Below are 19,577 nucleotides of genomic sequence, written 5' to 3' on the forward strand. Positions count from 1 at the left end.
TGGGAGGCGTGGCAACGGACGGCGCCGGGTTCCCGGTCACCCGCACCCCCGCCGGGGTCCTCCGCTCGGCGCGGGGTGCCCGGGACCTCGCCGTCCTCGACGCCCGGGTCTCCGGCTGCCGTGCCTGCCCCCGCCTGGTCGCGTGGCGGGAGGAGGTGGCCCAGGTCAAGCGGGCCAGCTTCCGCGACGAGGACTACTGGGGGCGGCCGGTGCCCGGGCTGGGACCGGCCGACGCCCGCATCGCCGTCGTCGGCCTCGCCCCCGCCGCGCACGGCGGCAACCGCACCGGCCGCGTCTTCACCGGCGACCGCAGCGGCGACTGGATCTTCGCCGCGCTCTGGCGGGCCGGGCTGGCCAGCCAGCCGACGTCCACGCACGTCGGGGACGGCCTGGAGCTCACCGGCGTACGCGTCGCCGCCGCCGTCCGCTGCGCCCCGCCGGCCAACGCCCCGACGCCCGAGGAACGCGACACCTGCTCGCCGTGGCTGGCCCGCGAGCTGGCGCTGCTGCCGGACCTGCGGGTGGTCGTCGTCCTCGGCGGGTTCGGCTGGACGGCGCTGTGGCCGGTGCTGGCGGCGGCGGGCCACCCCCTGCCCCGGCCGCGCCCGGCGTTCGGGCACGGGGTGGAGGTGACCCTGGCCGGGCCGCGCGGGCCGCTGACCCTGCTCGGCAGCTACCACGTCAGCCAGCAGAACACCTTCACCGGCAAGCTCACCGAGCCGATGCTCGACGCGGTGCTGTCCCGGGCGACCGAGCTGGCGGGCTACGACGGAGCCGCGCCGCCCCGGAGCCGGGCCTAGGCTCGGGCCATGGCGCAGCGTCCCGTGGTCCTCATCGTGGGCGGCGGCTACGTCGGCCTCTACACCGCCCTCCGGCTGCAGAAGAAGCTCTCCCGCGGGCGGGCCGAGATCGTCGTGGTCGACCCCCAGCCGCACATGACCTACCAGCCGTTCCTGCCCGAGGCCGCGGCCGGCTCCGTCGAGCCCCGCCACGTCGTGGTGCCCCTGCGCCGGACCCTGCCCCGCTGCCGCGTGATCACCGGCGCGGTCACCGGGCTCAGCCACGCCGAGAAGCGGGCCCGCATCACGCCGCTGGAGGGGGAGGCCTTCGACCTGACCTACGACGTGCTGGTGATGGCGGCCGGGTCGGTGGCGCGCACCCTGCCCATCCCCGGGCTGGCCGAGCACGGGATCGGGTTCAAGAACGTCGGTGAGGCCATCTACCTGCGCAACCACGTGCTCGCGCGGCTGGACGCGGCCAGCTCCACCGACGACCCGGCGGTGCGCACCCGGGCGCTGACCTTCACCTTCGTGGGGGGCGGGTACGCGGGCATCGAGGCCTTCGCCGAGCTGGAGGACATGGCCCGCTACGCCGTCGAGCACTACTACCCGCGGCTGTCCCCGGCGGACATGCGGTGGGTGCTGGTCGAGGCGACCGGGCGGATCCTGCCCGAGGTCGACCTGGACATGGCCGCCTGGACGGTCAAGCAGCTGACCGCGCGGGGGATGGACGTGCGGCTCAACACCCGCCTCGAGTCGGTCACCGACCAGGGCGTGGTGCGGCTCTCCGACGGCGAGGAGTTCTCCAGCGACACGCTGGTGTGGACCGCCGGCACCAAGCCCAACCCGATGCTCACGCAGACCGACCTGCCGACGGACGAGCGCGGCAGGGTGGTCTGCGAGGCGACCCTGCAGGTGCACGGGCTGCCCGATGCCTGGTCGGCCGGTGACCTCGCCGCCGTCCCGGACCTCACCAAGGAGACCCCGGGCGCAACCACCGCGCCCAACGCGCAGCACGCCGTCCGGCAGGCCAAGCGGCTGGCCGACAACGTCGTGCTGACCCTGCGCGGCGAGCAGCCGGTGCCCTACCGGCACGCCTATGCAGGGTCGGTGGCCAGCCTCGGGCTGCACAAGGGCGTCGCGCAGGTCTACGGGGTCAAGCTCCGCGGCTGGCCGGCCTGGTTCATGCACCGGACCTATCACGTGAGCCGCGTGCCGACGTTCAACCGCAAGGCCCGCGTGGTCGCCGACTGGACGCTGGCCTCGGTGTTCCGGCGCGAGGTCATCGCGCTGGGCCAGCTGCAGGACCCGCGGCGGGAGTTCGTCGCGGCGGCCGGTGGTGCTCCGGCGGGCCAGCTGCCACCGCCACAGCCGGAGGACCGCGCCCAGGCCAGCTGAACCGTCACCCCCCGTGGACGGGCCTGGAGGCGGCGCTGCGGGCGCTGTCGACGTGGGGGCGGCCCGCCGCGCTGCCCTCGGCGGCGGGCTGCCGCGCCGTCGGCCGTCCGGCTGAGGGACGGGCGCGGAGCTCCACGGCCGGGTTAGCGTGCGCTGACGGCCCCCGTAGCCCAACCGGCAGAGGCAGGCCCCTTAAAAGGGTCCGAGTGTGGGTTCGAATCCCACCGGGGGCACCGGCCGGTCAGGACCCCGGCGGCGTGGGCACCCGCGGCCCGCCGGGCTCGGCCGGAACCGGGGCGGTCCCGGCAGCCGCCGTCCTCCGCCGGCGGACCGTCGCCCACGCGACCCGGGCGGCGACCCGGGGCCGGAACAGCGCGGTCGGCCGGTCCAGCAGGTTGACCACGCGCACGAAGGCGGCGGTCAGGTCGGCATCGGTGACCGCCGCGGTGGTCAGCAGGTCCAGGTAGGCGTTCCCCAGGCGCACGGCCGCCGGCCGGCCGCCTGGGACGACCGGCAGTTCCAGGTCTGCCGCGCGGGCCAGCTCCCAGGCGTCGTCCACCACCCGGGACAACCGCCGGGTGGCGCGGGTGGTGAGGTCGTCCGGACCGTCCTGCAGCGCGTCGCGCAGCGCCAGCGCCTGCAACGCGGCCACGGTCATCCCCTGCCCGTAGACGGGATTGAAGGCGGCCAGTGCGTCACCGGTGACGACCAGGCGATCGGGCAACCGGATCCGCTCGTAGTGACGCCGCGTGCTGGCCGGGATCCGGTGCACCGCCGCCACTGTCTCCAGCGGCTCGCGGGCGTGGACGAGCTCGGAGAGGTCGGCGATGCCCAGGGACGCGATGAACGCCCGGAAGCCGGGCGGGTCCGCGGGCGCGACGAGGCCGCCGTACCCACCGGTGCTGATCAGCCAGCGATCGCCCTCGACGGCCAGCGCCCCCGCGAACCGCGGCCGCTCCGGCCGGGCTGCGACGACGAGGGCCTTGGCTCCGCCGAGGTCGCCGGGCAGTCGGGGCCACGAGGCCGTCGTGTAGGACAGGCCGATCTCGACGCTGGACTCGGGTGGTGGAGGACGGCCGTGCGCCGCCAGCCAGGCCGGGGTGTGCGACCCGCGCCCCGTGGCGTCGACGAGGACGTCGGCGCCCAGGTCCTCGGATCCGGGCGTCCCCGGGTGCAGCCGGACGCCGGTCACCCGGTCGGCCGCCAGCACCGGTTCGGCCGCCACGGGGGAGAGCAGGCGGACCGTCGGCAGTGTCAGCACGCGACGGCGGACGCCTCGTTCGATCAGGGGGCGGCTGGCCATCACGCCGACCATGTCGCTCGGCCGGCGGGCCAGGGCGCCGACCCCGATCTCGAAGCGGCCCTCGCCGTGCAGGTCCCAGAGCAGGGCGCCGTCGGCCACCAGTTCCTCGGACAGCCCCGGGAGCAGGGCGTCGACGACGTCCCGCCCCCGGCCCAGGAAGGCGTGCACGTGCCGGGACTGGGGGACGCCGCGGCGCGCCACCGGGTCGGCCGACAGGGTGTCGCGTTCGACCAGCACCACCTCGTCGACGGCCTCCGTCAGGACCCGTGCGGCCAGCAGCCCGGCCATGCTCGCCCCGAGTACGACGGCGCGACTCCCGATGCGGTGCACCGCGCCTCCTGGGGATCGGCGTGACCACGTCAGGTTGCTGTGTCCCGGGACAGCCGGACAGGGACGTTGGTCCCGGTGCGACGAGGCGGTGGGCGCGTGCGGCGCACCCCGTAAGGGTGGTCACGCGCCGCCGAGGAACGCGCAGGCCGATTCGGGCGTTGACCTGGACGAGTGGGGTGCAGGACCGTGATCCCACGACCGCTCGACAGAGGACCACCCAGTCACCTCGAGGAGATGACGATGCCCAGCCACAACCCGGTCTTCGGCCGGGGCTTCGCGAACGCGGGCGCCGGGAACGGCCAGCAGTCCGCCCAGTGGGGCGGCGCCCCGCAGTACGGCGCTCCCCAGTACGGCGCTCCCCAGTACGGCGCTCCCCAGTACGGCGCCCCGCAGTACGGCGCCCCGACGCAGGACCCGTACGGCGCGCCGGCCCCCTACGCCCGCGCTCCGTACAGCCCGCCGGCCACCCGCTACATGACGATGGACGACGTCGTCCAGAAGACGGGCCTGTCCTTCCTGGTCACCGTCCTGGCCGCCGCCGCCGTCTGGGCCCTGCCCGGCAACGCCGCCTGGGGGCTGGCGCTGCCGGCCGTGCTGGTGGCCTTCGTCCTCGGCCTGGTGATCGCCTTCAAGCAGATCGCCAGCCCCGTCGCCACGCTGGCCTACGGCGCGCTCTACGGTGTCGCCCTCGGCGCCATCAGCGAGGCGTTCAACAGCGTCTACGACGGCATCGTCGTCCAGGCGCTGATCGGCACCTTCGGTGTCTTCTTCGGGATGCTGGTGGTCTACAAGACCGGCGCCATCCGGGTCACCCCCAAGCTGACCCGCTGGATCGTCGGCGCCATGTTCGGCGTCCTGGCGCTGGTCCTGGTCAACCTCGTCGCCGGCTTCTTCACCCCTGGCGGCCTCGGCCTGCGTGACGGTGGCCCGCTGGCCATCGTGTTCAGCGTCGTCGTGATCGGCGTGGCCGCCTTCTCGCTGCTGCTGGACTTCGACATGGCCGACGAGGCCATCCGCCGCGGCGCCCCGGCGAAGTTCGCCTGGTACATCGCCTTCGGTCTGCTCGTGACCGTGATCTGGCTGTACCTGGAGATCCTGCGCCTGCTGTCCTACTTCCAGGACAACTGAGCACGGGCCCCGGCGACGGGGCCTGCACACGACAGTGGCCCGGCCCCCGCGAGGGGGCCGGGCCACTGGCCTGTCAGGGCCTGCAGGCGGGTGGCCTCTGTGGCCACGATGGCCGCCGCGCGAGCGGCCGTCGTGGCCACGAAAGCCCTCCGCGGGTCAGGAGAGGCGTTCGAGGACCATCGCCATGCCCATGCCGCCGCCGACGCACATGGTCTCCAGGCCGAACGTCGCGTCCCGGGTCTGCAGGCCGTTGATCAGCGTCCCGGTGATGCGGGCGCCGGTCATCCCGAACGGGTGGCCGACGGCGATCGCCCCGCCGTGCACGTTGAGCCGATCGAGGTCGATGTCCAGGTCCCGGTAGCTCGGGATCACCTGCGCGGCGAAGGCCTCGTTGATCTCGACCAGGTCGATGTCGCCGATGCTCATGCCTGCGCGGTGCAGCGCCAGCTTGGTGGCGTCGACGGGGCCGTAGCCCATGATCTCCGGGGAGAGCCCGGTGACCGCGGTCGAGACGATCCGGGCCAGCGGCGTCAGCCCCAGGTCGCGGGCCTTGGTGTCGCTCATGACGACGACCGCGGCGGCGCCGTCGTTGAGCGGGCAGGCGTTGCCCGCGGTGACCCGGCCGTCCGGGCGGAACACCGGCTTGAGGCCCGCGATGCCCTCCAGCGTCGTCCCCGCACGCGGGCTGTCGTCGGCGGTGACGACGGTGCCGTCCGGCGTGGTGACCGGGGTGATCTCCCGTGCCCAGAAGCCGTCGGCGAGCGACTGCTCGGCCAGGTTCTGACTGCGGACGGCGAACTCGTCCATGTCCTCCCGGGAGACGTCCTTGAACAGCGCCAGGTTCTCGGCGGTCTGTCCCATGGCGACGTAGACGTCGGGCAGCTCACCGTTGTCCCGGGGATCGGCCCACGAGTCGGCGCCGCTCTCGGCGGTCTTGGCCACCCGAGCCTGGGCGTCGGCGAACACCGGGTTCTGGGTGTCGGGGAGGGAGTCGCTGCTGCCCTTGGCGAACCGGGACACCATCTCCACCCCCGCGGAGACGAACACGTCGCCCTCGCCGGCCTTGATCGCGTGCATGGCCATGCGGGTGGTCTGCAGCGACGACGAGCAGTAGCGGGTGACCGTGGTGCCGGGCAGGTGGTCCATGCCGAGCAGGACGCTCACCACCCGGCCCATGTTGTAGCCCTGCTCGCCCCCGGGCAGGCCGCAGCCCAGGATCAGGTCGTCGATGTCGGTGGCGTCCAGGGCGGGCACCTTGTCCAGAGCGGCGCGCACGATGGTGGCGGTGAGGTCGTCGGGGCGCAGGTCCTTGAGCGAGCCCTTGAACGCGCGGCCGATGGGCGAGCGCGCGGTCGCGACGATGACGGCTTCGGGCATGGGTCCTCCACGATGAGGGGATCCGACGGCGGGGCGCCGGACGTCGGGGCGTCCCCGAACCTACTCCCCGGTAATGGCCTCGCGGGCCCGCCGTCCCGGCCGTCGAGCGGCCGTCAGGAGGAGGCGGCGGTCTCGGCGGGCTCGGCCTGGTCGGGGGTGGGCAGGTCCGGCGGGCGGCGCCGGCGCAGCCGCGCCCACGGTCCCTGCGGCCCGGTGTCGGAGCCACGGACCGCGGTGGGCTGGACCTCGGTGCCGGTCCGGCCGGCGGCCCGCGCCGCCGCCCGGGCGACCGGGCGGACGGTGTCGCGGCGCAGGTTGCGCAGCCCGCGGTCGGCCGCGGCGGGCCAGACGCCGAGCGCGTCGGCGACCGAGGGCAGCAGGACGGCGGCCGCCGCGGCGTAGCCCGCACCGCTCGGGTGGAACTCGTCGACACTGAACAGCCCGCGGTCCTGGGCGAACGACGGCCCGAGGACCGAGCCGAGCGAGACCGTCCGCCCCCCGGCCTCCACCACGGCGATCGTCTGCGCCGCGGCCAGCTGCCGGCTCCAGCGCCGGGCCAGCAGCCGCAGCGGCTGACCGATCGGGCGGATGGTGCCCAGGTCGGGGCAGGTGCCGACGACGACCTCCGCGCCGGCCGCGATCAGCCGGGAGACGGCGTCGCGCAGGTGCCGCACCGCGTCCACCGGGCGGGTCCGGCTCGTCACGTCGTTCGCGCCGATCATGATCAGTACGACGTCCGGGTGCTCGACCAGGGCCTTGTCGACCTGCTCCTGGAGCTCCCACGACTCCGAGCCGGAGACCGCCAGCCGGACCAGGCGCACCGGCCGTTCGGCCAGCTCGGCCAGAGCCGCGGCCACCAGGACGCCGGGGGTCTCCTCCGCCCGCTCCACGCCGAGACCCACCGCGCTGGAGTCGCCGAGCACGGTCAGCACGATCGGCTTGCCGCGGCCCCGGCCGTAGATGCCGTTCCCCGACGGCGGGTCGCCCTGCAACGTCCGGGCCTCGACCCGTCGTCGCGCCGACCGCGCCTGGGCCCGGAGCAGGGCGACGATCCCGGCGCCGGCCAGGCCGAGCCCACCGCTGCCGTAGACGGCGCCCGTGGCCAGCCGCCGTGCCGTGCCCGTTCGAGTCACCGCCGCCCCCGACTCCGTCGACCACCGTCTGTCCCGCAGGTTAGCCCCGGCCTACGGTTCGTCCGTGCCACATTCCCTCGGAGGGGTGTCCTCCGGATCGACTCCCGGTGAACGCTCTCAGCTGATCGTGGACGTGCTCGTCGACGCCTTCTCCGAGCTCATGACCGCCGACGCCGACGCGTTCCGCACCAAGTTCCGCAAGATGGCGGCGGACCCGTTCGCCTTCTACCGCGGCAGCGCGTGCCTGTTCTACGCGGACATGGCCCAGCTCGAGGACCGGTGGAGCGACGAGCGCACCAGCCGGGTGTGGATCCAGGGAGACCTGCACGCGGAGAACTTCGGCACGTACATGGACGGCGCCGGGCGGATCGTGTTCGACGTCAACGACTTCGACGAGGCCTACGTCGGGCACGTCAGCTGGGACCTCCGCCGGTTCGCGGCGAGCTTCGCGCTGCTGGCGTGGCGCAAGGCGCTCGGCGACGACGTCATCGCCGACCTGCTGCGCACCTTCCTGCACGCCTACCTCGACCAGGTCGAGGCCTTCACCCGGCTCGACGACGACCGCGGCTTCGCGCTGGTGCGGGAGAACACCGAGGGCGCGGTGCACGACGTCATCCTGGAGACGAGCGCGCGCAGCCGGCTGGCGCTGCTGGGCCGGCTGACCGTGGTCGAGGACTACACGCGGCGCTTCGCCGACGGCCCGCGCAACCGGCGGCTGGACGACGACGAGCGCGACCGGGTGCTCGCCGCCGTCGAGCACTACCGGGAGACGGTGTTCCCGCCGCGGCGGCGGCGCGACGTCGCCTACGACGTCAAGGACGTGATCGGCACCGGTGGGTTCGGGATCGGCAGCGCCGGCCTGCCGGCCTACAACGTGCTGCTGGAGGGGTACGACCAGGCCCTCGAGAACGACGTCGTCCTGTCGATCAAGCAGGGCAACGTGCCCGCGCCCAGCCGGATCGTCGGCGATCCGGGGATCCGGGCCGCCTTCGAGCACGAGGGCCACCGGACGGCGGTCTCCCAGCGCGCCCTCCAGGCCAACGTCTCGCAGTTCCTCGGGCACACCGAGATCGACGGCGTGGGCTTCGTCGTCGCCGAGCTCTCGCCCTACGAGGTCGACCTGGACTGGGAGGACCTCACCGAGCCCGAGGAGATGACCCCGGTGCTGGTCCAGCTGGGCCGGGCGACGGCGAAGATGCACTGCGTCGGGGACGCCGACAGCGACCACACGCTGGTGCCGTTCCAGACCGAGGAGGCGATCACCGCGATGATCGGCGACCGCCGGGAGGAGTTCGTCGCCGACCTGGTCGACTTCGCGCACGAGTACGCGCGGCGTACCCAGGAGGACCACCGGCTGTTCGTCGACGCCTTCCGCGCCGGCGCGATCCCGGGGATCAGCTCGAGCGGCGCCCACCCACTGGCCCCGTCCTAGCCCCGAGGTCCTTCAGCATGCCCAGGTGCGGCCCGATGGGCTCGACGTCAAACGGCCCGGTGAGGACGGTGAACCCCATCCGCTCGTAGAACCCGACGGCGGTCTCGCGGGCGTTGCACCACACCAGGTCCGCGCCGCGGTCGGCGACCAGCGCCAGCCCCGCCTCGACCAGCGCCCGGCCGGCGCCGGTCCCGCGTACCGCCGGGTCGGTCGCCATGCCGCGCAGCTGCCACGGGGCGCGGGCGTCCGGCCGCCAGGGGCACGGCGCGGCGGCCAGGCGGACGACGCCGACGACCGCGCCGTCGTGCCTGCGGGCCGCGAGGTGCAGCGTCGCGGGGTCGTCGTCCCCCGGCGTGCCGGCCGGGCCGCCGTTCCGGAGGACGGCGCTGCGCAGCGGCAGCACGACGTCGACGGGCACCTGCTCCACGGTCAGCCGGCTGCTCACCGGGCCAGTGTGCCCGTCAGCGTGCCCGGCGGCCCCGCCGCGCCCGCAGGTAGTCGGCCACCACGTACTCGCCCAGCCGCTCGCTGTCCGGGGTGAACACCCGGCCGCCGGCCCGCTGGGTGATGTCGTGGACGAAGTGGACCAGGCCTGGCTCGGGGTCGAGGGCGAACACGTTCATCGTCGCCCCCGACCGCGCCACCCGCTCCACCTCGGCGACGGTGCGGGCGATGGTCTCGGGCATCGGTGGCCAGCAGAAGAACGGCGTCCCGTCGTCCTCCAGGTGCGCGGTCGGCTCACCGTCGGTGACCACCAGCACCACCGGCTCGGCGTCCCGGTGACGGGCGAGGAACCGCCGCGCCAGGATGAGGCCGTGCTGCAGGTTGGTGCCCTGCAGCGTGTCCACCGACAGCTCCGCGAGGGTCTCCGGTCGCAGCACCTGGGCGGTGGAGGAGAAGCCGATGATCTGGATGGCGTCCTGCGGGAAGCGGGTCGTCACCAGCGAGTGCAGCGCCATCGCCGTCGACTTGGCCGCTCCCCACGTGCCGCGCAGCGCCATCGAGTAGGAGAGGTCGACCAGCAGCGCCACCGCGGCACCGGTGCGCCGCTCGGTCTCCACGACCTCGAAGTCCTCGACGGCGATGTGCACGGCGCGGTCGGCGTCCCGCCGTGGTTCCCCGGCCGTGCGCAGCACGGCGTTCTTCACGGTTCGGACGACGTCCAGCGGCTGCTCGTCGCCGAACCGCCACTCCCGCGAACTGCCGGTCAGCTCGCCGGCGGCCCCGGCGTCGGCGACGTCGTGCTCGCCGCGGCCGGTGGCGTCGAGCTGGGCGAAGACCCGCCGCAGCGCCGTGGCGCCGAGCCGGCGCACGGCCTTGGGGGAGAGCTCGAGCTTGCCGTCGGACCGGTTGAGGTAGCCCTGCCGTTCCAGCTCGCGCTCCAGCTGGCGCAGCGCGCCGAGGTCGTCGACGGCCGGCCGGCCCAGGGCGCGCTCGAGCAGCTCCTCGTCGACGTCGGCGAGGGAGGCCCCGGCGTAGCCCTGGGACAGCTGGTTGGACAGCGACTCGAGGTCGGCGAGCTCGGCGACCGCGCTGGTCGCGTCGCCGAGGCCGAGGGCCTGCTCGCCGTCGGGCACCTGCCCGCGCTGCCCCCACGGCAGGTCGGGCCGGGCCTGGCGCAGCGCGTCCTGCAGGTGGGCCATCTCGCTGGCCAGGCCCATGTCGGACATGGCCTGGGCCATGAGGTCGGCGAGCTCGGCCCGCTGGTCGGGGGAGAGGCCGGCCATCATCCGTTCCTGCGCGGCGGCCCGGCGGGCGAGGGAGTCGATGAGCTCCTCGACCGACTGCGGGTCGTCGGGGAAGAACTGGCCGTGCCGGTCCATGAAGTCGGCGAACTGCTCGTCGGTGTCCTCCCCGCGGTTGTGCGCGTCGATGAGCTGCGACAGGTCGGCGACCATGTCCTTGACCGCCTGCATGTCCTGCTCGCCGGCGTTCTCCAGCGCCTGCTTCATGGAGGCGAAGGAGCTGTCGAGCACCTCCCGCCGGAGCAGGTCCTGGATCTGCTCGTAGTACCCGCGGGCCTCGTCGCTGCGCCAGGCGTGGTCCTTGAGCTCCCGGACGGCGCCGGCGGTGTCCTCGGGCAGCGCGTCGAGCTCGGCCTCGGCCAGCCGGGCGGCGTCGTCCGGATCGGGGAACAGCTCCCGTCGCTCGGCTCCCAGCGCCCGGTCCAGCAGCTCGCGGACCTGCTCCAGGGTGCCGTCCATGCGGCCGGCCTGGCGCGCCCGCCGCAGCCGGTCGCGCACCGACCGGCGCAGCTCGTCGAGACCCCGGCGGCCGTCCATGCCGCGACGCAGCAGCTCGCGCAGGGCCTCGCGCACCCCGCTGCCCCCGAGCACGGAGTCGCCGAGCTCGTCGACGGCGGCGGCCACGTCGTAGGGCGGGGCCAGCGGATCCGGCCCGCCCCGCCAGCGCCCGTACCGGTAGCCCTTCCCGGGCCGCCTCACCACGTCAGGCCCCGTACACCGTGCGGATGCCGTCGGTGTCCTTGGCCAGCCGGCGGGTGAGGTAGAGCCCCTCCAGGGCGAACTCCACCGCGGCGGCGGCCTGCTCGGCCGACTGCTCGCCCTCCGGCACGCCGACCCGGCCCAGCAGCTCGGCGAGCCTCGGGATGGTGCCGAGCTGGCCCATCAGCGCGGCCGCGGGCACCAGCTCGCCGGACTCGACGGTCTCCCCGCCGGTGAAGTGCTCCTGCAGGCCGGTGAGGTCCAGCCCCGCGCACCGGGCCCGGAAGGTCTGCGCGGTGGCCTGCCGGAGCAGGTGCTCGAGGACCTCCAGCTCCCGCTCGTCGTCGGGGTCGCTGCCGGCGTCGGCGAACTCCACCTTGCCCCGGCTGGCCGGGACGATCGAGGGCAGGTCGACGACGCGGGCCACCGGCCGGGTCTCGCCGGCGACGGCGGCGCGGCGGACGGCGGAGGCGGCGACGGTCTCCAGCCCCGCGATGGCGAACCGGGCGCTGACCCCGGAGCGCTGGTCGACGTGGCTGGACTCGCGCACCAGCCGGGCGAACCGGGCGACGATCTCGGCCAGGTGCTCGGGCACCAGCGGGGTGTCCAGCTGCCCGTCACCCGGCCGGCCCCCGGCCAGCCAGCTGGTGTGCGCCTCCTGGTGCAGCAGCCGGATCTCGTCGGCGAGCTCGATCGGGTAGTGGGTCCGCACCTCCGCGCCGAAGCGGTCCTTGAGCGGGGTGATGATCCGGCCCCGGTTGGTGTAGTCCTCGGGGTTGGCGCTGGCGACCAACAGCAGGTCCAGGGGCAGCCGCACCCGGTAGCCGCGGATCTGGATGTCGCGCTCCTCCAGCACGTTCAGCAGCGCGACCTGGATCCGCTCGGCGAGGTCGGGCAGCTCGTTGACGCTGAAGATGCCGCGGTTGGTGCGGGGCACCAGCCCGTAGTGCACGGTCTCGGGGTCGCCCAGGGTGCGGCCCTCGGCCACCTTGATCGGGTCGACGTCGCCGATGAGGTCACCGACGCTGGTGTCCGGGGTGGCCAGCTTCTCCCCGAACCGGTCGCTGCGGTGCAGCCAGCCGACGGGGGTGGCGTCGCCGTGCTCGGCGATCTGCCGGTGCGCCCACACGCTGATCGGCTGCAGCGGGTGCTCGTTGAGCTCGCTGCCGACCAGGACGGGCGTCCACTCGTCCAGCAGGCCGACGAGGGTGCGGATCAAGCGGGTCTTGCCCTGACCGCGCTCGCCCAGCAGCACGAGGTCGTGGCCGGCGATGAGGGCGCGTTCCACCTCGGGGACGACGGTGTCCTCGAAGCCGACCATGCCGGGGAGCGTGGGCTCACCCGCACCCAGGCGGGCGAGCAGGTTGGCGCGGATCTCGGCCTTGACCGGCCGGGCGGTGGCACCGGTCGAGCGGAGCTCGCCGAGGGTGGTGGGAGCGGGGGGAGCGGAGGCAGGGGTGCCGGGGTCCGTCACCCCCGACACGGTACGACGCGGATCACCGTTCGGGGGCCCGTCGGGGACCCGGGAGCTCCCCGGTGTGGACACGCGCCGCCGTCCGACCGGGCCGGGGACCGCCGTCGACCGAGCCGTCGTCCGGGGGACGGCGGTGTCGTCGGCTGCGATGATCACCGGATGACCGGGAACGGGGCGGGCGCGGCCGAGGTGCCGCTGGTCAGCGGGGCGGACGTCGAGGCGGCCGCCGCGCTGCTCTCCGGCGTCGTCCGGCACACGCCGCTGGAGCACTCCCGCACGCTGGCCGAGCGGGCCGGCGGGCCCGTGTGGCTCAAGTGCGAGAACCTCCAGCGGGCCGGCTCGTTCAAGATCCGCGGGGCGTACACCCGGTTGTCCCGGCTGACCGCCGAGGAGCGCGCCCGCGGCGTCGTCGCGGCCAGCGCGGGCAACCACGCCCAGGGTGTGGCGCTCGCGGCGTCGATGCTCGGCATCCGGGCGACCGTCTTCATGCCGGAGAGCGCCCCGCTGCCCAAGGTCGCCGCCACCCGCGGGTACGGCGCCGACGCCCGGCTGGGCGGGCACTCGCTCACCGACGCGCTGGTCTCGGCCGCCGAGCACGCCGAGCGCACCGGGGCGGTGCTCATCCACCCCTTCGACCACCCCGACGTGATCGCCGGCCAGGGCACCGTCGGCCTGGAGATCCTCGAGCAGTGCCCCGACGTGGCCACCGTCCTCGTCTGCACCGGCGGGGGCGGGCTGGTGTCCGGGATCGCCGCGGCGATCAAGTCCCGCCGGCCCGGGGTACGGGTCGTCGGTGTCCAGGCCGAGGCGGCGGCGGCCTTCCCCGGGTCGCTCGCCGCCGGCCACCCCGTCGCCCTCCCCGCGATGGCGACCATGGCCGACGGCATCGCGGTCGGGGCTCCGGGGGAGCTCACCCTGGCGCACGTGCAGGCACTGGTCGACGAGGTCCGGACGGTGAGCGAGGAGGACCTCTCCCGCGCGCTGCTGTTCTGCCTGGAGCGGGCGAAGCTGGTCGTCGAGCCGGCCGGCGCCGCCGCGGTCGCCGCGGTCCTCGCCGACCCGGCCGCCTTCCCACCACCGGTGGTGGCCGTCGTGTCCGGCGGGAACATCGACCCGGTGCTGCTGCTCAAGGTGGTCCAGCACGGCATGGCCGCGGCCGGCCGCTACCTGCGGCTGCGGCTGCGGGTGCCCGACCGGCCCGGGTCCCTGGCGGGGGTCCTCACCGAGCTCGCCGACGCCGGCGCGAACGTGCTGGAAGTGGAGCACGAGCGGACGGCGACCCGCCTGGACCTCGGCGAGGTGGAGGTCTTCGTCGTCCTGGAGACCCGCGGGCCGGAGCACGCCGAGGAGGTCGTCGCCGCGCTGGGCCGGGCGGGGTACTCCGTGACCGCCGGGTGACCGAGCACCCACCTCGCGCTGCGCCGGACGCGACACGCGTCGAGGGCCTCGTCGAGCGCTTCGGCGCCCCGATCGCCCTCCGCTGCACCCACGCCGCGCGCCGGTGTGGGGCCCTGCAGCGGGGCCGGGCACGGAACGACAGGATGGGCGTGATGAGCGCCGTCGAGTCCGCCCCCGTCCCTGCCACCGACAACCCGCTGTCCGAGCCGTCGTCGCTGCCGCTGCAGCTCCCGCCGTTCGCGGCGATCACGTTGGAGCACTGCCGCGAGGCGATGCTGGCCGGGATGGCCGGGCAGCGGGCGGAGGTGGCCGAGATCCTGCGGTCGCCCGGACCGCCCACGTTCGAGAACACGGTCGTGGCGCTGGAGCGCTCCGGCCGGCTGCTCCGCCGGGCAGCGGCTGTCTTCCACAACCTCGCCTCGTCGGTGGCGTCGGACCGGCTGCGCGAGATCGAGCGGGAGCTGGCCCCGCTGGAGTCCGCGCACGCCGACGCGCTCCGGCTGGACCCGGCGCTGTTCGCCCGGATCGACGCCGTCCACGCGCAGCGGCACGAGGCCGGGCTGGACGCCGAGGCGCTGCGGCTGGTCGAGCGCTACCACCTCGACTTCGTGCTCTCCGGTGCCCGGCTGGACGACGCCGGCAGGTCGCGGCTCACCGGGCTCAACCGGGAGCTGTCGGAGCTGTCGACCACCTTCGGGCAGAACCTGCAGCTCGCCACCGAGGCGGCGGCGGTCGTCGTCGGCGACGTCGCGGAGCTGGACGGGCTCAGCGGCGAGGAGGTCGCCGCGGCGGCCCGGGCCGCGGCCGACCGCGGGGTCGAGGGCTTCGTGCTGCCCCTCCTGCTGCCGACCGGCCAGCCCGTCCTGACCAAGCTGCGCAGCCGCGAGCTGCGCCGCCGGGTCTTCGAGGCGTCGATCGGCCGGGCGTCCTCGGGTGCGCACGACAACGGGCCGGTCGCCGTCCGCATCGCCCGGGTCCGTGCCGAGCGGGCCCGGCTGCTGGGCTTCGCCACCCACGCCGACCTGGTCCTGGCCGACCAGACCGCCGGGAGCACGGCCGCGGTCGACGCGATGCTCGGCTCGATGGTCGGACCGTCCCTGGCCAACGCCCGGGCCGAGGCGGCGGAACTGGCCGAGGTGGCGGCACGCGATGGCGTGGCGGAGCTCGCCCCCTGGGACTGGGCCTTCTACAGCGAGCGGGTGCGCGCCGAGCGCTACGCGGTCGACACCGCGGCGCTGCGGCCCTGGTTCGAGCTCGACCGGGTGCTGGTCGACGGCGTCTTCCACGCCGCCGAGCTGCTCTACGGCTACCGCTTCACCCCCCGGCCCGACCTGGCCGGCTACCACCCCGACGTCCGCGTCTGGGAGGTCACCGGGTCCGACGGGGACACGGTGGGCCTCTACCTGGGTGACTTCTTCGCCCGCGAGGGCAAGCGGGGCGGAGCGTGGATGAGCTCGTTCGTCACCCAGTCGCGGCTGCTCGGCACGCACCCCGTCGTGGTCAACAACCTCAACGTCAGCCGGGCCGGCGACGGGCAGCCGACGCTGCTCACCCTCGACGAGGTCAACACGCTCTTCCACGAGTTCGGCCACACGCTGCACGGCCTGAGCTCGGCCGTCACCTACCCCCGGTTCGCCGGCACCGCCGTCCCGCGGGACTTCGTCGAGTTCCCCAGCCAGGTCAACGAGATGTGGGCGCTGTGGCCCGAGGTGCTCGGTCACTACGCCCGCCACGTCGACACCGGCGAACCGCTGCCGGCGGTCGTGGTCGCGGCCATCGACGCCGCCCGGCTCTGGGGCGAGGGGTTCGCGACGCTGGAGTACCTGGCGGCGACCCTGCTCGACCAGGCGTGGCACCGGATCACCCCGGAGACCGAGATCGGCGATCCGCAGGACTTCGAGCGGGACGCGCTGGCGGCCGCCGGTGTGGCGTACGACCTCGTCCCGCCGCGCTACCGGACCACGTACTTCCAGCACGTGTTCGCCGGTGGCTACGCGGCCGGCTACTACTCCTACATCTGGTCGGAGGTCCTCGACGCCGACACCGTGGAGTGGTTCACCGAGAACGGTGGCCTGCGGCGGGAGAACGGCGAGGTCTTCCGCGAGCGGCTGCTCTCGGTCGGCGGCTCGGTGGACCCGCTCGAGGCGTTCCGGGCCGTCCGCGGTCGCGACGCCGATCCCCAGCCGCTCCTGCGCCGCCGAGGGCTGGTCCCGGCCGCCTGAGCACCGCCGCGGCCGGCACCCGTCGCGGGCGCGGTCCCGGTGTCGACGGTCCGGCAGCAGCCGGGATGCGGGTCCAGGCGTGGTCGGCGGCCGAGGCCGCCGAGGTCAGAGCCAGGGCAGGCTGAGCACCAGGTCCAGGTCGTCGGGGCTCTCGCCGTCGCGCACCAGCCGGTTGGGCTGGCGGTGACCGCACGCCGTGCAGCGGTGCACCACCTGCCAGCCCTTGCCGGACTTCTCCACCAGCCCGATCGGCTCCATGGGCTGCCGGCATCCGCTCGCGCGGTCACCGGGCAGTTCGTCGACGTGCAGGGACCACAGGCAGTACGGGCAGTGGTTGCGGTAGTGCCCGTCGGTGTTGGCCGGCACCGGCGCGGTGCAGTGCACGCACTCGAAGCCGGTGTTCTCCGCCTGACGGGAGCGGGCCCCCATCGCCCGGGTCAGGGGACGAACGGCTCGACGGCGACGACCTCGACGCTGATGTCGCGACCGTTGGGCGCCTGGTAGGTCACCGTCGTGCCCGGGGCCGCGCCCATGATCGCCGCGCCCATCGCCGATTCGGGGGAGTAGACCGTGAGGTCCGTCGTCCCGGCGATCTCCCGCGAGCCGAGCAGGAACTTCTCGACGTCGTCGTCGCCGGCGAACCGGATGCTGATGACGGTGCCGAGGGCGGCGTTGGTCGCGGTCTTCGGGGCGTCGCCGACCCGTGCCTTGCGCAGCAGGTCGGTCAGCTGCCGGATGCGGGCCTCCTGCTTGCCCTGCTCGTCCTTCGCCGCGTGGTATCCGCCGTTCTCCTTGAGGTCGCCCTCCTCGCGGCGGGCGTTGATCTCGGCGGCCATCGCCGGACGGCCCGCCACCAGCTGGTCGAGCTCGGCCTTCAGCCGGTCGTGCGCCTCCTGGGTCAGCCAGACGCCCTGGTTCTGCTCGTCAGTGGGGGTGGACACGGCATTGCTCCTGGAAAAAGTCGGTGGCCGCCCCCCGTCCGGGGAACGGCCGCTTGTATCCGGCCAACCTAACACCGGCGCACGAGGGTGTGCGGGGCTCCAGCACGGTGCCGGAGTTCCGGAACGGTAGTGGAACACGAGGTGACGAGCACCACCTCCACCCGAACGAGGGGCCCCTTTGCGGCGGACGGTCGTACCGGCGGGGGACAATGACCGGGTGACCGAAGCAGACCCGTTGCGCCTGCTCGCCGTGCACGCCCATCCCGACGACGAGTCGAGCAAGGGCGCCGCGACGATGGCGAAGTACGTCGCGGAGGGCGTCCGCGTGATGGTGGCGACCTGCACCGGGGGTGAGCGCGGCTCGGTGCTCAACCCGGCGCTGGACCGGCCCGACGTGTGGGAGCGGCTGCCGCAGATCCGGGTCGAGGAGATGGCCCGGGCGCGGGAGATCCTCGGCGTGGAGCAGGAGTTCCTGGGGTTCGTCGACTCCGGCCTGCCCGAGGGGGACCCGCTGCCGCCGCTGCCGGAGGGGTGCTTCGCGCTGGTGCCGCTCGAGGAGGCCGCGGCGCCGCTGGTCGAGCTGATCCGCCGGTTCCGCCCGCAGGTCATCACGACCTACGACGAGCGAGGCGGCTATCCGCACCCCGACCACATCAAGACCCATGAGATCTCGGTGCACGCCTTCGAGGCGGCGGGCGACCCCGACCGCTATCCGGGGCTGGGCGAGCCCTGGCAGCCGAGCAAGCTCTACTACCACATGGGCTTCACCCTGCCCCGGACGCGGGCGCTGCACGAGGCGATCCTCGCGTCGGGCCACGAGTCGCCCTACGCGGAGTGGCTGGAGAACTGGGACCCCGACCGGGACCTGTCCCACCGGGTCACCACCCGCGTGCACTGCGCCGAGTACTTCGCGGTCCGTGATGCCGCGCTGATCGCCCACGCGACGCAGATCGACCCGACCGGCCGCTGGTTCGCCTGCCCGCTGGAGGTCCAGCAGCGGGTGTGGCCGACCGAGGACTACGAGCTCGCCCGGTCGGTGGTCGACTCCCCCGTGCCGGAGGACGACCTGTTCGCCGGTGTGCGCAGCGAGGTGACCGTCCGATGAGTGCGGCCGTCGTCCTCGCCGCGGCGGGCGACCAGCTCCCCGAGGACGTGGGCAAGTCCGGACCCCTCGGGCTCCTGCTGATCGTGGTGCTGCTCATCGCCACCGCACTCCTGGTCAAGTCGATGTCGCGGCACCTCAAGCGGCTGCCGCGCAGCTTCGACCCCGAGGACGACGAGCCGCAGGTCGTCGTCCCGGACACCCCGGCCGAGCTGCTCGAGCCGCCGCCCGGGCCTGGGCAGGAGCTGCTCGACACGCTCCGGCGCGCGCCGCTGGCCATCGAGCCACCGCGGGACGACGACGGCCGGCCGGACGCCCCGCGTTCGCGGGGCTGACCGACCGGCCGTCATCCGGCGCACCGGACTACCAGCGGTGCGCCACGTCGATCACGAGCCGGTCGACGTGGCTGGAGCCACCCTCGAGCACGAACACGCGGAACGGCAGCCGCGCCCGCGTGCCGATGCCGACGTCCGACCGACCCTCGTAGGACCCGAGCCAGGCCACCTGGCGCAGGGTGCTGAACCCGGCGACGCCGACCGCCTCACGCGGGACGGCCGGCGTGTAGGTCGGGTCGCCGTCGTCGTCGTAGCCGGTGGCGCCGATGGTCACCTGCAGCTTCGCCCCACCCCGGAGCGGGACCACGGCCCCGCTGCCGTCCATGCGCACCTGGGGCACGTAGCGGACGGAGTAGGACTCGAAGCCCTCGACCTCGGCGATGTCGATGACCACCCGGTCGTAGCACGCGTGCTTCCCGGCACGGATGTCGTGCACGAAGTTGCGGCCAGGGTCGTTGGGGTGGACCGACTTCGCCAGCGAGCCCCACGGGGTCGCGCAGGCGTTGGTCGCCGCGGCGGCGGGACTGACGACGCCGAGCAGGGCGAGGGCGGAGAGGATCAGGACGAGGATCCGGAAGCGATTGCGGGTCATGGCGGGCCTCCTGTGGTTGATGTGCCGCATGGGGTGCGGTGTGGTGAGAATCCGCCGACGCGCCGCGCCTGGGAAAGACCTGTGCTCGTCCAGGAACGCCGAAGCTGGTGCCCAGGCTCGGGCACAGTTCGACAACTCTCCGGCGCGTCCGATCGCGCCGTCCGAGCACATGTGCTGTCCGTGACGGAG

17 protein-coding genes and 1 tRNA gene are annotated in these 19,577 nt (G+C 74.3%); 9 read left to right on the forward strand and 9 right to left on the reverse strand.

Annotated elements, in window-relative coordinates; genetic code table 11:
* The first annotated feature begins 8 nt into the window (after positions 1–8).
* From GCU56_RS07855 to GCU56_RS07865, 3 genes are all read left to right on the forward strand, one after another.
* Positions 9–800 (forward strand): uracil-DNA glycosylase family protein, encoded by a 792-nt coding sequence (locus GCU56_RS07855; RefSeq protein ID WP_163480957.1) that lies wholly within the window; start codon positions 9–11, stop codon positions 798–800.
* A 9-nt stretch (positions 801–809) separates the two neighbouring features.
* Entirely contained in the window at positions 810–2,177 is a 1,368-nt protein-coding gene (locus GCU56_RS07860) for an NAD(P)/FAD-dependent oxidoreductase (protein ID WP_163480958.1), read from the forward strand.
* A 159-nt stretch (positions 2,178–2,336) separates the two neighbouring features.
* A tRNA-Leu gene (locus tag GCU56_RS07865) sits at positions 2,337–2,410 on the forward strand.
* A gap of 8 nt (positions 2,411–2,418) precedes the next feature.
* Here the strand turns inward: GCU56_RS07865 and GCU56_RS07870 are convergent.
* Positions 2,419–3,810 carry an FAD-dependent oxidoreductase gene (locus GCU56_RS07870; RefSeq protein WP_163480959.1) on the reverse strand — a complete coding sequence of 464 codons (1,392 nt, stop codon included), beginning with the start codon at positions 3,808–3,810 and terminating at the stop codon, positions 2,419–2,421.
* A 240-nt stretch (positions 3,811–4,050) separates the two neighbouring features.
* Between GCU56_RS07870 and GCU56_RS07875 the strand changes: the two genes are divergently transcribed.
* Positions 4,051–4,938: a Bax inhibitor-1/YccA family protein gene (locus GCU56_RS07875; RefSeq protein WP_163480960.1), complete on the forward strand. Its 888-nt coding sequence runs from the start codon at positions 4,051–4,053 to the stop codon at positions 4,936–4,938.
* A 156-nt stretch (positions 4,939–5,094) separates the two neighbouring features.
* Here GCU56_RS07875 and GCU56_RS07880 read toward each other — a convergent pair whose 3' ends face one another.
* Both GCU56_RS07880 and GCU56_RS07885 read right to left on the reverse strand, forming a co-directional pair.
* Complete coding sequence (locus GCU56_RS07880) at positions 5,095–6,315, reverse strand: acetyl-CoA C-acetyltransferase (RefSeq protein ID WP_163480961.1); 1,221 nt, start codon at positions 6,313–6,315, stop codon at positions 5,095–5,097.
* Positions 6,316–6,428: 113 nt separating this feature from the next.
* Positions 6,429–7,448 (reverse strand): GDSL-type esterase/lipase family protein, encoded by a 1,020-nt coding sequence (locus GCU56_RS07885; protein ID WP_163480962.1) that lies wholly within the window; start codon positions 7,446–7,448, stop codon positions 6,429–6,431.
* A 127-nt stretch (positions 7,449–7,575) separates the two neighbouring features.
* On the opposite strand from GCU56_RS07885, the gene GCU56_RS07890 reads away from it, so the two are divergent.
* On the forward strand, positions 7,576–8,880 hold the full coding sequence (locus GCU56_RS07890) for a DUF2252 domain-containing protein (RefSeq protein ID WP_345771716.1): 1,305 nt from the start codon (positions 7,576–7,578) through the stop codon (positions 8,878–8,880).
* Here GCU56_RS07890 and GCU56_RS07895 read toward each other — a convergent pair.
* Genes GCU56_RS07895 through GCU56_RS07905 form a run of 3 tightly spaced genes read right to left on the reverse strand, consistent with a single transcriptional unit; the run spans position 8,843 to position 12,798 of the window.
* The gene (locus tag GCU56_RS07895) at positions 8,843–9,325 is read right to left on the reverse strand and encodes a GNAT family N-acetyltransferase (protein ID WP_163480963.1); all 483 of its coding nucleotides are present in this window, start codon (positions 9,323–9,325) and stop codon (positions 8,843–8,845) included. The genes GCU56_RS07890 and GCU56_RS07895 overlap by 38 nt on opposite strands.
* A gap of 16 nt (positions 9,326–9,341) precedes the next feature.
* Positions 9,342–11,327, reverse strand: coding sequence for a VWA domain-containing protein (locus GCU56_RS07900; RefSeq protein ID WP_163480964.1), 1,986 nt, complete (start codon positions 11,325–11,327; stop codon positions 9,342–9,344).
* Position 11,328: 1 nt separating this feature from the next.
* A complete protein-coding gene (locus GCU56_RS07905) occupies positions 11,329–12,798 on the reverse strand; it encodes a sigma 54-interacting transcriptional regulator (RefSeq protein ID WP_239521913.1) in 1,470 nt (489 codons plus the stop codon).
* A gap of 159 nt (positions 12,799–12,957) precedes the next feature.
* On the opposite strand from GCU56_RS07905, the gene ilvA reads away from it, so the two are divergent.
* On the forward strand, positions 12,958–14,196 hold the full coding sequence (ilvA, locus tag GCU56_RS07910) for a threonine ammonia-lyase (protein WP_163480966.1): 1,239 nt from the start codon (positions 12,958–12,960) through the stop codon (positions 14,194–14,196).
* Between the two features lie 152 nt (positions 14,197–14,348).
* Positions 14,349–16,418 carry a M3 family metallopeptidase gene (locus GCU56_RS07915; protein ID WP_163480967.1) on the forward strand — a complete coding sequence of 690 codons (2,070 nt, stop codon included), beginning with the start codon at positions 14,349–14,351 and terminating at the stop codon, positions 16,416–16,418.
* Between the two features lie 105 nt (positions 16,419–16,523).
* Here the strand turns inward: GCU56_RS07915 and GCU56_RS07920 are convergent, their stop codons facing one another.
* Positions 16,524–16,847 (reverse strand): RNHCP domain-containing protein, encoded by a 324-nt coding sequence (locus GCU56_RS07920; protein WP_163480968.1) that lies wholly within the window; start codon positions 16,845–16,847, stop codon positions 16,524–16,526.
* Positions 16,848–16,855: 8 nt separating this feature from the next.
* Positions 16,856–17,359, reverse strand: coding sequence for a transcription elongation factor GreA (greA, locus tag GCU56_RS25080; RefSeq protein WP_163480969.1), 504 nt, complete (start codon positions 17,357–17,359; stop codon positions 16,856–16,858).
* A gap of 217 nt (positions 17,360–17,576) precedes the next feature.
* On the opposite strand from greA, the gene mca reads away from it, so the two are divergent.
* Entirely contained in the window at positions 17,577–18,464 is an 888-nt protein-coding gene (gene mca, locus GCU56_RS07930) for a mycothiol conjugate amidase Mca (protein WP_163480970.1), read from the forward strand.
* Positions 18,461–18,796, forward strand: a complete 336-nt coding sequence (locus GCU56_RS07935) for a hypothetical protein (protein ID WP_163480971.1) — start codon at positions 18,461–18,463, stop codon at positions 18,794–18,796. The genes mca and GCU56_RS07935 overlap by 4 nt, the downstream gene beginning before the upstream one ends.
* Before the next feature lie 28 nt (positions 18,797–18,824).
* Here the strand turns inward: GCU56_RS07935 and GCU56_RS07940 are convergent, their stop codons facing one another.
* A complete protein-coding gene (locus GCU56_RS07940; protein WP_163480972.1) occupies positions 18,825–19,388 on the reverse strand; it encodes an AMIN-like domain-containing (lipo)protein in 564 nt (187 codons plus the stop codon).
* Positions 19,389–19,577: the final 189 nt, after the last annotated feature.

Source organism: Geodermatophilus sabuli (genome assembly GCF_010686765.1).
GTDB classification, from domain to species: Bacteria; Actinomycetota; Actinomycetes; order Mycobacteriales; family Geodermatophilaceae; genus Geodermatophilus; species Geodermatophilus sabuli_A.